Origin of the sequence: Phytoactinopolyspora mesophila (genome assembly GCF_010122465.1) — a bacterium.
GTDB classification, from domain to species: domain Bacteria; phylum Actinomycetota; class Actinomycetes; order Jiangellales; family Jiangellaceae; genus Phytoactinopolyspora; species Phytoactinopolyspora mesophila.
Genome location: NZ_WLZY01000012.1, coordinates 106,694 through 121,535, shown reverse-complemented (window position 1 = coordinate 121,535; position 14,842 = coordinate 106,694). Strand labels below are relative to the sequence as shown.

The window sequence follows — 14,842 nt, the reverse complement described above, 5'->3', positions numbered from 1 at the left end:
CACTAGCCTCACCGGGCACGAGCAGATCCGAACGGCCGGCGACGTCGAGGAGCTCGGTGTCGACGAGACCGGAGTTGATGGCGGAATAACCAAGCCTCCCTGCCGGTTCCAGGTATATGCAAACGCATGGACCTGGCGAATGAGGCAGAACATAGAGGAGGCGTGGCATGCAGTTCGGCGTGTTTTCGGTCAGTGACATCACCCGGGATCCCGTGTCGGGTGAGACCCCGAGCGAGGCCGAGCGGATCGACGCGGTGGTGCGGATCGCGCAGAAGACCGAGGAGGTCGGGCTGGATGTGTTCGCCATTGGTGAGCACCACAATCCGCCGTTCTTCTCGTCCTCGCCGACGACGCTGTTGGCTTCTGTCGCGGCGACCACCAAGCGGCTGATCGTGAGTACGGCTACGACGCTGATCACGACGAACGACCCGGTGCGCATCGCTGAGGAATACGCGTTGCTGCAACACCTCGCCAAGGGCCGGGTGGACCTCATGCTGGGCCGCGGCAACACGGGGCCCGTGTACCCGTGGTTCGGGCAGGACATTCGAGAGAGCCTTCCGCTGGCGCTGGAGAACTACAACCTGCTGCACCGGTTGTGGCGTGAGGATGTCGTGGACTGGCAGGGCAAATACCGGACACCACTGCAGGGCTTCACCTCGGTGCCGCGCCCGCTGGACGACGTGCCGCCGTTCGTGTGGCACGGGTCCATCCGCACCCCGGAGATCGCGGAGCAGGCCGCCTACTACGGCGACGGCTTCTTCGCCAACCACATCTTCTGGCCCAAAGAGCACTTCATGCGCCTGGTGCGGTTCTATCGCCAGCGCTACGCGCACCATGGTCACGGCAGCGAGAAGCAAGCCATCGTCGGGCTCGGCGGGCAGGCCTACATCGCACAAAGATCGCAGGACGCCATCCGGGAGTTCCGTCCCTACTTCAACGAGGCTCCCGTCTACGGGCACGGGCCGTCGCTCGAGGACTTCATGGAGGGCACGCCGCTGTCGGTGGGCAGCCCGCAAGAGGTCATCGACAAGACTCTGACCTTCCGCGAGCATTTCGGGGACTACCAGCGTCAACTGTTCCTCATCGACCATGCCGGATTGCCGCTGAAGACCGTGCTGAACCAGTTGGAGCTGCTCGGCGGCGAGGTTGTGCCGGTGCTGCGCAAAGAGCTAGCAGCTAAGCGCGAGGCCAGGGTGCCGGACGCCCCCACGCATGCCGACCGCGTCGAGGCGAAGTACGGCGACCAGCCGCCGCGCCAGCCCCGCCCGAACGCCAACCGAGGAGACAACGTGACCGGCGGGTCGCCGTACCAGGACAGCGACAGCCAAGCCGCGTATCCGGCCCTGTGATGCCCGGCAATACGCGATTGGCCAACGACGCCTGGGAGTCGCTGCTGTCAGCGCACGCCACCCTCATGAAGCGGTTCGCTGCCGAGGACATCTGGCACGAGGTGACCATGCGGGAGTACGACGTGCTCTACACCTTGTCGAAATGCGACGGGCCGGTGCGCATCGGCGAGTTGCACCGGCACGTCCTGCTGAGCCAGCCGGCGTTGTCCCGCCTGGTAGACCGGCTTGTTGAGCGTGGGCTGGTCGAGCGCTGTCCGGATCCGGCGGACGGGCGCGGCATCCGGTTGTCCCTGACCGAGCCTGGTCGCGAGATCCAGCGCCGGATCGGGCGCCGGCATGCCCGCGACGTAGCCCGTGCCGTCTCGGCCGCCCTCACCCTCCAGGAGCTGGAGCAACTCCAGACGCTGTGCCAGAAGCTGACAGCCCACTCCTCTGACCGACCGGGAGGCACCCACCATGAGCACCAATGAGCAGAAGTCGTTCACACTCGTGGTTGTCACCGCGGGCACCAGCGATCCGTCGTCGACCCGGATGCTGGCCGACCGTACCGCCCAGCGTGTCGTCGCGGTGGCGGACGGTCGTGGACACGCGGTGACGACCCGCGTCATCGACCTGCGGGAGCTGGCCACGGAGATCACGAGCGCCGTCGTGTCGCAGTTGATCGGGCCGAAGCTACGCGAGGCGATCGCGGCGTTGGCCGCGGCCGACGGCATCATTGCGAGCACTCCGGTCTACAAGGCTGGGCCCAGCGGCTTGTTCACCTCATTCTTCCAGGTGCTGGACGACGATCTGCTCATCGCCAAGCCGGTTGTGCTCGCGGCTACCGCCGGAACGGCCCGGCACGCGCTTGTCGTCGACGACCAGGTGCGCTCCCTGTTCGGCTACCTGCGCACCACGACGGCGCCGACATCGCTGTTCGCCTCGACCGAGGACTGGGGTGAGCCGGCGCTGAACACCCGCATCGACCGGGCGGCACGGGAACTTGTGCTCTTTATGGAGAGCGGGCTGGCGGACCTGATCCGGGACGAATCCTGGAACAACTACCGGCATCAGTTCGGCGGTAACGGCGGCGCCGAAACCGAGATCGATCTGGACTCCGATCTCATGCGGCTCGCCACCGGGGGTTCCGCTATCTGATCCCCCGGCCGCCGGTGCGGCCCCGGGTTCGCGTGACCGAACCTCACCTCGGGTTCCGGCGCGGCGGTGGTGCTGTCAAAGAGCTCCAGTCGACAGTGACCGGACGGTCGGCCGAGATATCTACGACACGGCTGAGTCCAGCGTGCCGGACCAGCCGCGGACCCGCCTGCCGCTGCGAGAGCGCCTGCAGCGAGACGGTGACCGGGACCCCGTTCCGCCAGCTGAGGTAGACCGTGATGCCGGGCTCGGCGACCAGGCCGCGGACCACGCCGGCATCGAGCATCGGCGGCCAGGCGGGCAATAGATCCACGACGCCGTTGTGGCCTTGGACGAGCGCTTCACAGATGGCGGCGGTGTAGCCGAGGTTGCCGTCGATCTGGAACGGGGGGTGCGCTGCGAACAGATTGGCGTAGAGCCCGCCCGCATGTGCGACGCCGGTGACGGCTGGGCGGACCAGGTAACGAAGCAGCTCGGCGACACGGTCGGCGTCGCCCAGGCGGGCGCGAAGCGCGAGCTTCCACGCCAGCGACCAGCCGGTCGAATCGTCACCGCGAGCGTCCAGCGTCTGGGTGAGCGCAGCTGCGAGGCCGTCGTCGAGGGCGTAACCCGGATAGGCGAAGACGAGATGGGACAGGTGACGGTGGTCCGGTTCGACGGACCGGGCGCCCGGATGCCACTCCCGGATGGTGCCGTCGGCCTCGATGCCGGGCGGGCGGATTCGCTGCCGGGCAGCGGCCGCTTCCACGACGACGGGGTCGCCGGAACGTCCAAGGTGGGCCGCGACTTCGGCCAGAACTGCGAAGAGCTCGGTCGCGAGGGCACGGTCCATCCCACTTCCGACGGTCAACGCGGCTGGGCCGTCCGCCGTCGCATAGCGGTTCTCCGGCGACGTCGAGGGGAAACTGACGAGGAATCCGTCAGCATCCTCTTCGAGCAGGTCGAGGACGAACGCCGCGGCGCCTTGGACCAACGGCCAGAAGCGCTCCAGCCAAGCCTCGTCCGCGGCGCCGAAGCGGCGGTGGCGGTCGATCTGACAGATCAGCCAGACGCCGCCCATGGCCCACTGCGACCACGACGCGTCGCCGGAGGTTGGAGAGGTGAATGCCCAGGCGTCGGTGTTGTGGTGTGCGGTCCAGCCCCGAGCACCGTACAGCCGCCTCGCGGTCTCGGTGCCGCTGGCGGCGAGCGCCTCGACCAGATCGAACAGTGGTTGCCCGGTCTCGGCAAGCCCGAGCGGACCGGCGGGCCAATAGTTCATCTCGGTGTTGATGTTCAAGGTATAGGCCGAGGACCACGGCGGCTGCATCTGTTCGTTCCACAGCCCTTGCAGTGTCGCAGGTAGCCCGCCTGGCCGGGACGCGCTGATCAGCAGATAGCGGCCGTAGTCGAACAGTGTCTCCAGGAGTTCGGGATCGGTGGCGGCGGCTGGGCCGAGTTCCGCGATCCTCCGGTCCGGGTCCACGAGTGTGTCGGTGGCCTGCTCGGCGTCGCCGAGACGGAGCGAAACGCGACTGTACAGCGATTGGTGTGCGGCGACATGGCGTGCCCGGACCTCCTCGGGCCCGGCGTCAAGCGCATCCGTGACCCGCTGCTGTGCCGTCGCGGCGGCCTGCCGGGCGTCGCCACACGGTGCCCGGCCGATGCCGGTGAAGGTCGTCTGAGTGGCCAGGACCAGTCGCAGTGTGCGGACATCGCGCAGCCGGGTCAGCGGACCGCCGGTCGCGGCGTCGGCGACGCCGTCGTGGACGATCCGGGCGACGACGGCGCCCTCGACCGGTTCGACTCCGGCGAGGTTCCAGCGCAGCGGGGGCTCGGCCGGCTCATGGCTGGGCGCGACGTCGGCAGGTAGGGCGAGCAGGAGCTGGAAGCCGTCGCCGGGCCATGTGCTGCCGAGATCGCGAAGTGGACTGTGGGCGGTGACGGTCACCTCGATCGGTTGCATCGAGGTCAGTTCGTGGACGACGACCCCGTCGGGTGCGCTGACGAACGTCGTGTGCCGGACCTGGCCGGCCGCCGCGGAGTGCACCGCTTCGCTGAGGTCGAGGCTGCGCTCGACCTCAGCGGCTGGGACGTGGCGTATCTCCACATCCGCGAACGGAAGGTAGGCCTGGGCGTACCGGGCCTGTAAAGCTGTGAGCGCCCGCTCGGCCTCAACGGCGCGGCCGTCGTCCAGCAGGTGGCGCGCCGCAGCTCTCGCCTCCGCGGCGGCTGCTGCATCCACCGGGCCGTGCCGGTGCTCGCTGGCCGGTGATCCCGACCATGCGGTGCCGTCGTTGAGCTGCAGGCGAACGCCGTCGGTAGCAGCTAGAACCATGACGCCGGTCCGCCCGTCGCCGAGGGGCAGGCCGTCCAGCCAGTCGCCCGCCGGCCGGCGGTAGGTGATCCTGCGCATCTCGGGTCAGAGCTTCAATCCGCCGGCGGCCAGCCCGGCGCGCCAGTATCGCTGCAGCGACACGAAGACGATGACGATCGGGATGATCGAGACCAGAGCGCCGACGATGACCAGCGTCTGCAAGCCGGGGACAGTGATGGCGGCCTGGCTCCAGCCGGACAGGCCCACCGTGACCGGCTGTAGTCGAGTGTCGTTGAGCACCAGCAGCGGCAGCATGAAGTTGTTCCAGCTGCCGATGAACGCGAACAGCAAGATAGTCACCGCCCCCGGGCTCAGTAGTTTGAGGGCGATGGAGAAAAACGCCCGCCACTCACTCGCTCCGTCCATCCGGGCGGCTTCCAGCAGCTCCTGGGGCACACTGGATTGGGCGTAGATATAGCCCAGCATGACACCGAACGGATAGACCAGGCTCGGTAGCAGGACGCCGAGCATCGTGTTGTTGAGCCCGATGTTGACCAGCAGTGTGTAGGTGGGCTGAGCCAGCACCGTCTGCGGTACGAGCATGCTGCCGATCACCGCGGCGAGTACGACGTTACGGCCCCGGAACCGGTACATCGCCAGTGCGTATCCGGAAATGACGCTGATGAACGTCATCAGCACGCTGCCGAGACCGGAGTAGATCAGCGAGTTGAACATCCATCGCCAGAAGATGCCGTTCTCGCGCTGACTCAGCTCGACCAGGTTCTGCCAGAGGTTGAACTCGGCGAACAGAAACCCTGGCGTGGAGAACAAGTCACCCGTGGATTTCGTCGATGCGACGATCAGCCAGTACACCGGCGCCAGGAAATAGAGCCCGACGGCGATCATGAAGATCCATCCGAGTAGCCGGGCGCGCCGGCTGGGCCGCTCGCCCTGCGGGTGGACCTTCGGCCGGGCTTGGCGCAGCCGCGCTCCGCGCGCGCCGGACAGATGCCCGGCCGGACGCGAGGTGGATGTTGTCGTGTGACTCACGCTGCGGCCCCCTTCCTGCGGTTCGAGGCCACCGAGACGATGATCGACAGCGCGAAGGTCACCAGTCCGAGGATGATCGCCATGGCGGAGCCGAGGTTGAGGTTTCCACCCAGGGTGGTGGCGGAGAAGACGGCCATGTTCGGGGTGTAATCGCCGGTGACGTTCGATGTCACCGACCGGAGCGTCATCGGCTCGTTGAAGAGCTGCAGCGTTCCGATGATGGAGAACAGCGTGGTCAGGAACACCGCTGGGAGCACCATCGGCAGTTTGATCTGCAGCGCCATCCGGAGCTCACTCGCACCGTCGATCCGGGCCGCCTCGTACACATCGCGTTGCACTGTCTGGAGAGCGGCGAAGATGATGATCATGTTGACGCCGGTCACTGACCAGATGCTGACGTTGGCGATCGCCCACAGCACCGTGCCCGGCGCGAGGAAATCGACGCTCACCCCGATCGACTGGAGCAGCTCCACGATCGGGCTCACCCGGGGCTGATAGAGAAACCCCCAGAGCAGTGTGGCGACGACCGCCGGCACCGCGTACGGAATGAACACACTCAGCTGAAAGAACCGCTTCCAGCGCACCGTGGCGGAGTCGAAGAGCAGCGCCAACGCGATCGCCAGCGTCAACATGACCGGGACCTGAACGATCCCGAAGAGCAGCACCCGGCCGAAACTGGTGATGAATCCGGTGTGGGAGAAGGCCCGGACATAATTGTCGAAGCCGACGAAGACACTTTCGTTCGCGTTGCCGAATCCCAGGCCGCTTCGCTCCACCGAGAAGAAGCTGGTGTACAGCGCAGTGACGATCGGGGCGACGAGGAACACCAGGAACAACGTCACGAACGGCGCGAGAAACACGTACGGCGCCCAGCGGACCCCGCTGCGCCATGCGCGGCGGGATCCGGCCGGGGTCGTGGAGGTGCTGATGCTCATTCGTGAACGCTCAGACCCATGTCCGTGAGGTCTGCGACGGTCCGCGCGTGGAGGTCCTCCAGAGCTTCGGCGAATGTCTTGCGTCCGTTCGCCACCTGCGCGAACTCGTCCCTGAAGGCGTCCTGGATGAGATCGTATGTGGGGCCGTCGACCCAGGTGGCGGGGACTGTGAGCGCGGCTTCGGCGAAGACCTCGTTGATGACCTGACCACCGAAGAACTCTTCTTCGGTCAGCAGGTTCTCGTGCTCGAGACCTGCCACCGCGGATGGGAAGATGCCGCCGTTGATCAGGTGCTCCAGGCCGTCCTCACTCGTGTTCAGCCACTCGACGAAGGCGGCCGCCTGCTCGACGTGTTCGGTGCCCGTCGGGATGACGTTCACGCTGCCGCCGGTGTCACCGGCGGCGTCCGACCCTTCGAAGGTGGGACTCGGCGCGACCGCCCAGTTGCCGGCGGTCGACTCGGCGCTGTCTTCGAGCAGCACCGGGAACCATGCCGCGTAGTTCACGGTGGCGATGGTGCCCGCGTTGATCTCCGCCCAGTACTCCGGCGTCCACATCTCGACCGTGGTGACCAGGTCCTCGTCGAGCAGTGTCTGCCACACCTCCGCTACCTCGAGGCTTTCCGGATCGGCGACATTGACGGTCCACGCGTCGCCCTCGATACCGTTCCAGCTGCCGCCGTTCTGCCACACGCTCTGAACCCAGAAGCCGATCTCGTTGGGGGAGAACTGGGCGATGGTGATGTCGGGATCGGCGTCCTTCAGTTCACGGCCGGCTTCGATGAACTCGTCCCAGGTTGTGGGGACGTCGATGCCGTGCTCATCGAAAATGTCCTTGCGGTACATCAGTCCGGTCGGGCCGGAGTCCTGCGGAATCGCATACAGGGTGCCGTCGAAGACCACGGACCCCCATGCGCTGGGCGTGAAGTGGTCCTCCAAGTGGCCTGCCACCTCGGTCAGGTCACTGAGACGGTTGTTGACGATGTGGCCTGGGAGCGAATGGACCGACATCTGCACCACATCGGGAGCGGTGCCGGCGTCGATCGCGGCGGGAATCTTGTCACCGTCGTCACCGGTCATCCGGAAGAAGTCGACCTGGATGTTCGGGTTCTCGTCGTTCCACTGTTCGACGGCTTCCTCCAGACCGGGCACCCAGCCCCAGAACTCGATGGTGACGGGGCCCTCATCGGCCGCGGTGCCGGAGTCGTCGTCGCCGGAGTTGTCGCTGCCACAGGCGGCGAGAAACAACGCCGATCCCGCGGACAGGACGAGCGCGGTTCCGAGTCGGCTCTTCAGGTTCAGTCCCATGCGTGATGTTCCTTTCTGATGCTCCACCCGAAGGTGGCTCGTGGCAGGGCGCGGCGGCCCTGCTCTGGTCAGGGCGTTCTTCCGGGCTCGCGGACGACGACGGCCTCGCCCGCCGCCACCGTGACCGGACCGTCCAGTTCCTGCCTCTTCAACACGTCGGTGCCGGTGAGGACGGCCGAGATCGGCTCGGAGGTGTGGTTGAACAAGAACAGGTAGTCGCGATTGCCCGCGCGGCGGCGGAGCACCTCGACGCCGCGGCCGGCCGCTTTGTGGACCGGCTCGACGCCGGCCTCGGTGCGGATCCTGTCGAGGTGCCGCTCCAACGCGTCGTCGGCCAGCCGGGTCGAGAAATAGTGAGCTACGCCGGCGCCCAGACGGTGGCGGGTAATGGCCGCCGACCCGGCTGGAATCACCGGGTGGGCTCCAGTGTCGTATCGTGCGACGGCCTCGGCCCCGGTGAGATGGACGAGCTCGCTCCAGGAACCGCACTCGCTCGCGTCGTCCAAGGTCAGGGAGTCTTCGGCGGCTAGTGGAACGTGTTCTTCGACCCGGATGCCGAGCGTGGCCGCGAAGGCACCTGTATAGCCGCCGGGCCGGACCCACAGGTGCTCGTCGGTAGTGCCTGAGAAGTGCCAGACGACCAGGTGCCCGCCGGCGCGCACGTATGCGCCGGCGGCCGCTGCTTGTGCGTCGCTGACGGCCAGCATGCTGGGGATCAGGATGAGGTCGTAGCGGCTGAGGTCGCCGTCGGGATCGACGACGTCGGCGTTGATGCCCAGATTCCAGAGGGCGGTATGAGCCCGGCGCACGGCTTCGAGGAAGCCGGTGTCGGATGACGGCATCGACCGGGTCTCCGCGGCCCACCAAGCGTCGGCCTGCCAGAAGATCGCCACCTTGTGGTCGTTGACCGGGCCCTGGGAAGGTGGCTCGGCGAGCTCGGCCAGCTTGGCCAGGTCCGCACCGAGTTCGGTGATCTCCCGGAAGATCCGGCTGTCCGGGCCGGCGTGGGGGACCATCGCCGAGTGGAAGAACTCGGCGCCTACCTGGGGAGAACGCCATTGGAAGAACAGCGAGCCGGTCGCGCCGCGTGCCAGGTACTGCAGTGTGTTCCGCCGCATCCGTCCCGGTTCTTTCACATGCATGCGGCCGCCGGCGTAGTCGTAGATGAGGCTGGTGGCCTGCTCCATGAGCAGCCACGGCCGGCCGTCGTTGAAGCTGCGGGCCAGGTCGGCGCCGAAGGCGACGTGGATTTCACCCTTCGGGCCGCGTTCGTCCAGGTAATGGTCGATCGACACCTGGTCGATCCGCCGGGCGAAGGCCCACTGGTCATAGTTGTTCCAGGTGGGCAGTATGAAGTTGGTGGTGATGGGGATGTCCGGCGTCGTCTCGCGGAGGATCGCCACCTGGTCGTCCAGGCATTGGGTGAGCACGTCGGCGCTGAAGCGTTTGAAGTCCAGTACCTGCCCGGGGTTGGGCAGGTACTGCGTGGCTTGCGGGGCGAAGATCTCTTCCCACCGGCCGTACCGTTGTGACCAGAAGGCGGTGTTCCACGTCCGGTTGACCACGTCGAGGCTGCCGTAGCGCTGCTGGAGCCATGCCCGGAACGCGTCGTCGGTGACGGGGCCGTAGGAGACGGTGCCGTACTCGTTGTGGACGTGCCACATGGCGAGAGCCGGGTGGGTGGCGTAGCGTTCGGCCATCGCGCGGGCGATTCTTCGGGCTGCGGCCCGGTACGCGGGTGCGGCGGGGTTGTAGGTGTCCCGGCTGCCGTGAATCAGCCGGACGCCCGCCGGGGTGACAGGCAGCGCTTCGGGGTGCGCGAGGGTGAACCAGGGCGGCGGCGACGCGGTGGGGGTGGCAAGGACGACACGGATGCCGTTCTCGTGGAGCAGGTCCATGATCCGGTCGAGCCAGCCAAAATCGTAGACACGCTCGGCCGGTTCCAGCATCGACCACGAGAAGACGCCGACTGTGGCGGTGTTGACACCGGCCGCCCGCATCAGCCGGACGTCCTCGTGCCAGGTCTCTTCCGGCCATTGCTCGGGGTTGTAGTCGCCGCCGAATGCGAGACGGTCGTGCCACCTGGCCAGCCGCTGGCCGCTGGGGTCAGCCGGCATTGTTGGCCGCCCGTGCGGCTACGACCCGGACGCTCGGGCGTCGAAACGTTTCGATGACTAGCATGCGGCTCTCCGTAGGTTGCTGCGGCTCAGTTGGTATGGGGGCGAGGAATGGACCGCGCCGGCGGCGGCCCGACGGAACCGTTCGCGAAGTAGCGCGGCGCGAGTAGTTCGACTACCGGCTCATGCCGTTTACTGAAAGTGGTCATCAAAAGGTCGATGGCGCGGTCTGATGTCTCTGCCGGGACCAGCGGTATGACATCAAGCGGCGGTGTGAACCGCGATGTGTCGAAGGTGGAAGCGGCCGAGATCACCGACAGCTCGGCTGGAATCCGTACGCCCCGGGCAGCGAGATGCTCCAGTGTGGTCACCTGGCTGGGTTCCGCACACTGCATCACCAGGCCGGTGGGGCGAGGTTCGGCCGCTAGTGCGGTGTCGATGGCAGCGCGTACGTCGACCGGGTTCTTGGACGACTCGACGAAGATGCAGTCGACGCTCCGGGCCGCGGCATGGGTCAGAAGGGCGTCCCGGAAACGTCGTGGATAGTTCGAGCCACGCTCGTAAACGGCATGCGGCTCGCCGAGCAGGGCAAGTGAGGTGTGTCCGTTGTCGGCCAGTTGGTCGACGGCCAGGCGAGCTGCCGCCTCGAAATCCAGGTCGACGCAGACGAGGCCTGCCGTGTTGCCGGGCACCCCGATCAACACGGCAGGGATGTCGAGGTCACGGATGAGATCGACGCGGTGGTCGTCGATGGCGACATCGAGGACGACGATGCCGTCCGCGAGCTTGCTCGAGGTGACCCGGCTCAGGCCTCCGGTCGCTTCCTCTTCGGTGAGCAGGATGACGTCGTAGTCGTATCGGCGCGCGGCTGTCACGACCGCAAGGACGAAGGCCATGTGAGCTGGCGCCGACGTCTCCGCATGCAGCGGGGCGGTCAGGGCGAGTAGTTGGGTTCGGCGTCCGGCGAGCATCCGTCCGCGGGCATTCGGCTGGTAGCCGAGTTCTTTCGCGGCCTTGGCGATCCGGGCCCGGGTGGCCTCGGAAACCGGGCGCTTACCACTGAGCGCGTAAGAGACGGTGCTGATCGACACGCCGGATACCCGCGCTACGTCGTGGATCGATGCCATGCCGAACACTCCATCGCCGAACGCCTGACCGCCGAACGCTTGACGCACATTATCGAAGCGTTTCGCCTACGTTTCGGAGGAACCTACGCCAGTTTGGCGTCGCGCGCAAGATAGTCGCGCAAGGGTTACTGGCTTTCAGGTCGCCGGCAAAGCCTGTGGCCTTGCCCTACGCATGTGGCGCAGGGCGCTGGGTGCACTCTCCTGAGGGTGGCGACGCGGACGGCGCTGAGGCCGCTCAGCGCGTCTTCTTCGCCCGGGCGGCGGAAGAGGTAAGCGGGAGGCCGTAATGTGGGATCGTTGTCACAATCCCCTCCTGGGGCCTGTCAGTGAGGTACCCGTATGCGAAGGAGCTCCGATGAACGAGGACTCGATGCCGGCGGCGTCTGTAAGTCCAGTCGCTGACCCGTCGTCACTGGAAACCCTGGCCCGGCCGCGCGGCGGCCTCGCCATGGTCGCCATGGACCAGCGCGAGAGCTTGCGGGCCATGTTCGAGCAGGTCACCGGTGATCGCCCGTCGACGAGCGAACTCACCGAGTTCAAGCTGGCTGTTGCCCGGGAACTCGGGCCGTGCGCGTCGGGCTTCTTGATCGACCGGGAGCTCGGCTTCGACGCTGTGCGCACGCAGGGGGTTCTCCCGGGATCGTGCGGGCTGATCCTCGCCGTCGATGCTCTCGAGCAGTCAGTTGGCGGGCCGGTGGAAGAGACGCGGCTCGACCCGGATGCGGTGGCTGCCGCGGGCGGATTCGACGGTGTCGCGGCGATCAAGTTGCTGGTGATCTGGCGCCGGGACAGCCTCCGTGAGCAGCGTGTCCGGCTGGCCCGCGACTTCATCGAGCTTGCTCGCAAGCACGGCGTGCTCAGCGTCCTGGAACCGGTGGTGCGCGCGACGCCTGCGGAGGCCGAGCGCGGTTGGGATCTCAACACCGCGATCCGTGAGGCCGCCGCGGAACTGTCTGCTCTGCGCCCAAGCCTCTACAAGGCGCAAGTCCCGAGTGCCGGGCGAGGTGAGCTGGCCGAGCTGGAGGACGAGTGCCGTGCACTCGACGAATCCGTCATCGGGCCATGGGTGGTTCTCTCCCAGGGGGTCCAGCTCGAGCGTTTCCCGGATGCCGTCGCTGCCGCGTGCCGGGCCGGTGCTTCCGGTTTTCTGGCCGGCCGGGCATTGTGGAGCGATGTTGTCGGGCGGCCGCTGGTCGAGCTCGAGCAAAGGTCATTGCCACGTCTGCGGCACCTTGTCGATGTGGTCGACGCGCATGCCCGCCCCTGGTGGCAAGCATGACGGGGCCGGCGCGCCGACTGGGTCTGGTGCACACCGTTCCAGCGCTGGCGCCCGTGTTTCATGATCTGATCCTCGACGCTGCCGGCCAGCTCGACGTGGCGGTCGAGCTGATTCATCTCACCGATCCGTGGCTGCTTCATGCGGCGATGTCCGCCGGTGTGACGCCGGACGTCCTGGTCCGGCTGGACTCACACGTCGCCCACCTTCGATCGCAAGGGGCCGCGGGCATTCTGGTGACATGCTCGTCGCTGGGGGAGGCGACCGAAGAGATCCCAGCGGCGCACAGCGGCACCCCGGTGATACGGATCGACCAGGCGATGGCCGACCACGCCGTCGAGCTGGCCGGCGACAATGGACGCATCGCCGTGCTCGCCACTGTGGACAGCACTATCGGCCCGACGGTGCGGCTGCTCAGACGTAGTGGCACGCAGGCAGGGATGGCCATGAGCATCGAGACCGAGACTCTCACCGCGGCCGGCCAGGCGCGCGCGGCCGGAGACGATCAGCGGCACGACGCGCTGGTTGTCCAGGCGGCCGTGCGGTGGGCCGTGCCGGAGCGGGCCGACGTCGTGGTGCTGGCGCAGGCTTCGATGGCCCACCTGGCGGACGAGGTGGCCGATGCGGGACGTGTCGCGGTGGTGAGTTCCCCGCGGCTGGCGGTGGGACGCCTGCTGGCCCGTCGCCACGTGTGAGACGGACTCCGTTTCAGATTCGTTACGTACATGCATTGACGCGAGTCACAGGCATGGGTACGTTCTCATATGAAATCGTTGCCACATTGTGGGCGCCGCACGCCAGGCGCCTCCCCAGACATGGAGGACAGCCCATGAGACCTGCACCCGTCCGGTGGTTGGTTCTGGTGGCGGCCGCAGGTTTGACCCTCGCGGCATGCGCCAGCGGTACCGGGAACGACAACGCCGGCGACAATGACAATCCGGACGACAGCACCGTTGAAGGCAGCTCTGCATTCGATCCGGACGCCGAGCTCAGCGGCAACATGACGATCATGGGCTTCGCTCTCGGTGATGAGATCGCCGAGATCCGCTACGACGACGCCGTAGCAGCCATCGAGCCGGTAGACGTCAGCCTGGCCGAGGGCGAACTGGACATCCAGCAGTTTCTCTCCGCGATGGCCACCGGCGAGCCGCCGGACCTGATCCGGCCCAACCGCGACCAGATCGGAACGTTCGCCTCCAGGGGCGCGATCATGCCGCTCAACGAGTGTGTCGACGGTGAGGGCATCGACGTCTCGATGTACCGCGAAGCCGCTGTCGAGCAGGTCACGTTCGAAGGCCAGCTCTACGCGATCCCCGAGTTCAACCAGGTGCAGATCACCATGGCGAACGCGGATCTGCTGGACGAGGCCGGTCTGACGCTGGACGACGTCGACGGATCCGACTGGGAGGCGATCGAGGCGGCCACCGAGGCGATGTACGAGCAGGACGGCGGCCGGCTTTCCGTCATCGGCTTCGACAGCAAACTCCCCGAGTTCCTCCCGCTGTGGGTTCGCGCCAACGGCGGGCAGCTGCTCTCCGACGACGGCAGGACGGCCCACCTTGATGACCCCAAGGTCGTGGAAGCGCTCGAGTGGGCCGTCGGCATCTATGAACTGCAGGGTGGCTTCGGCACCGTGAAGGCGGTCCGGGACTCCGCTGACTTCTTCGGCAACGGCAACCAGTTCGCCGCCGGCGAGCTGGGCGCCATGCAGTTCGAACAGTGGTACGTCAACGTGCTCAACGACGTCTCACCGGACGCACCACTGGCGTTCACCACGGCCAAGGACCGGCAGGGCCAGCCGATCGCCTACTCCTCCGGTTCCGCATGGGCCATCTCGGCCGACGCCGACAACCCGGAGGCGGCCTGCCGGTTCATCAAGACCATGACAGCCCCCGAAACCTGGATGAAAGCGGCGCAGGCACGGGCCGACGCGCGGGCCGAGGACGGCAAGCCGTTCACCGGGCTGCTCACCGGCAACGCCGTGGCCGACCAGGAGATCTACGACGCGTTGGTGGAGCCCAGCGGTGACGCCAAGTGGGACGCCGCGATCGAGGCCACGTACGAGGCCAACGAGCACACCACGAGTCTCCCCGCCAACCCGGCCGACGCGGAATTCAAGACCGCCTGGCAGGACGCCGTCAACCGGGTCCTGAACGGTCAGCAAGAGCCGCAGGCAGCGATGGAACAAGCCCAGCAGGAAGCGCAAAGCGCTCTCGACGAGGCTTGGGCCGCCTGGGACGAGGACTAACGG

General features: G+C 67.0%; 12 protein-coding genes. 6 read left to right on the top strand and 6 right to left on the bottom strand.

Annotation, left to right across the window (positions count from 1 at the left end; all coding sequences use genetic code 11):
- The first annotated feature begins 167 nt into the window (after positions 1-167).
- Genes F7O44_RS25980 through F7O44_RS25970 form a run of 3 tightly spaced genes read left to right on the top strand, consistent with a single transcriptional unit; the run spans position 168 to position 2,486 of the window.
- Positions 168-1,349 carry an LLM class flavin-dependent oxidoreductase gene (locus F7O44_RS25980; RefSeq protein WP_162453227.1) on the top strand — a complete coding sequence of 394 codons (1,182 nt, stop codon included), beginning with the start codon at positions 168-170 and terminating at the stop codon, positions 1,347-1,349.
- A complete protein-coding gene (locus tag F7O44_RS25975; protein WP_162453226.1) occupies positions 1,349-1,819 on the top strand; it encodes a MarR family winged helix-turn-helix transcriptional regulator in 471 nt (156 codons plus the stop codon). The genes F7O44_RS25980 and F7O44_RS25975 overlap by 1 nt, the downstream gene beginning before the upstream one ends.
- Positions 1,806-2,486 carry a CE1759 family FMN reductase gene (locus F7O44_RS25970; RefSeq protein ID WP_162453225.1) on the top strand — a complete coding sequence of 227 codons (681 nt, stop codon included), beginning with the start codon at positions 1,806-1,808 and terminating at the stop codon, positions 2,484-2,486. The genes F7O44_RS25975 and F7O44_RS25970 overlap by 14 nt, the downstream gene beginning before the upstream one ends.
- A gap of 43 nt (positions 2,487-2,529) precedes the next feature.
- Here F7O44_RS25970 and F7O44_RS25965 read toward each other — a convergent pair whose 3' ends face one another.
- The 6 genes from F7O44_RS25965 to F7O44_RS25940 form a co-directional block, all read right to left on the bottom strand.
- Positions 2,530-4,878, bottom strand: coding sequence for a glycosyl hydrolase family 95 catalytic domain-containing protein (locus F7O44_RS25965; protein WP_162453224.1), 2,349 nt, complete (start codon positions 4,876-4,878; stop codon positions 2,530-2,532).
- Positions 4,879-4,884: 6 nt separating this feature from the next.
- Positions 4,885-5,829 carry a carbohydrate ABC transporter permease gene (locus tag F7O44_RS32115; RefSeq protein ID WP_222851709.1) on the bottom strand — a complete coding sequence of 315 codons (945 nt, stop codon included), beginning with the start codon at positions 5,827-5,829 and terminating at the stop codon, positions 4,885-4,887.
- Positions 5,826-6,764 carry a carbohydrate ABC transporter permease gene (locus F7O44_RS25955; RefSeq protein ID WP_162453223.1) on the bottom strand — a complete coding sequence of 313 codons (939 nt, stop codon included), beginning with the start codon at positions 6,762-6,764 and terminating at the stop codon, positions 5,826-5,828. Before F7O44_RS25955 ends, F7O44_RS32115 begins: the two co-directional genes overlap by 4 nt.
- A complete protein-coding gene (locus F7O44_RS25950) occupies positions 6,761-8,071 on the bottom strand; it encodes an ABC transporter substrate-binding protein (protein WP_162453222.1) in 1,311 nt (436 codons plus the stop codon). The genes F7O44_RS25955 and F7O44_RS25950 overlap by 4 nt, the downstream gene beginning before the upstream one ends.
- A gap of 68 nt (positions 8,072-8,139) precedes the next feature.
- A complete protein-coding gene (locus F7O44_RS25945; protein ID WP_162453221.1) occupies positions 8,140-10,188 on the bottom strand; it encodes a beta-galactosidase in 2,049 nt (682 codons plus the stop codon).
- Between the two features lie 89 nt (positions 10,189-10,277).
- On the bottom strand, positions 10,278-11,315 hold the full coding sequence (locus F7O44_RS25940) for a LacI family DNA-binding transcriptional regulator (protein WP_162453220.1): 1,038 nt from the start codon (positions 11,313-11,315) through the stop codon (positions 10,278-10,280).
- A gap of 355 nt (positions 11,316-11,670) precedes the next feature.
- Here F7O44_RS25940 and F7O44_RS25935 point away from each other — a divergent pair, with 355 nt between their 5' ends.
- The 3 genes from F7O44_RS25935 (at position 11,671) to F7O44_RS25925 (ending at position 14,839) form a co-directional block, all read left to right on the top strand.
- On the top strand, positions 11,671-12,594 hold the full coding sequence (locus tag F7O44_RS25935) for a hypothetical protein (protein WP_222851708.1): 924 nt from the start codon (positions 11,671-11,673) through the stop codon (positions 12,592-12,594).
- Complete coding sequence (locus F7O44_RS25930; protein ID WP_162453219.1) at positions 12,591-13,286, top strand: aspartate/glutamate racemase family protein; 696 nt, start codon at positions 12,591-12,593, stop codon at positions 13,284-13,286. The genes F7O44_RS25935 and F7O44_RS25930 overlap by 4 nt, the downstream gene beginning before the upstream one ends.
- A gap of 134 nt (positions 13,287-13,420) precedes the next feature.
- A complete protein-coding gene (locus tag F7O44_RS25925; protein ID WP_162453218.1) occupies positions 13,421-14,839 on the top strand; it encodes an extracellular solute-binding protein in 1,419 nt (472 codons plus the stop codon).
- Positions 14,840-14,842 lie beyond the last annotated feature (3 nt).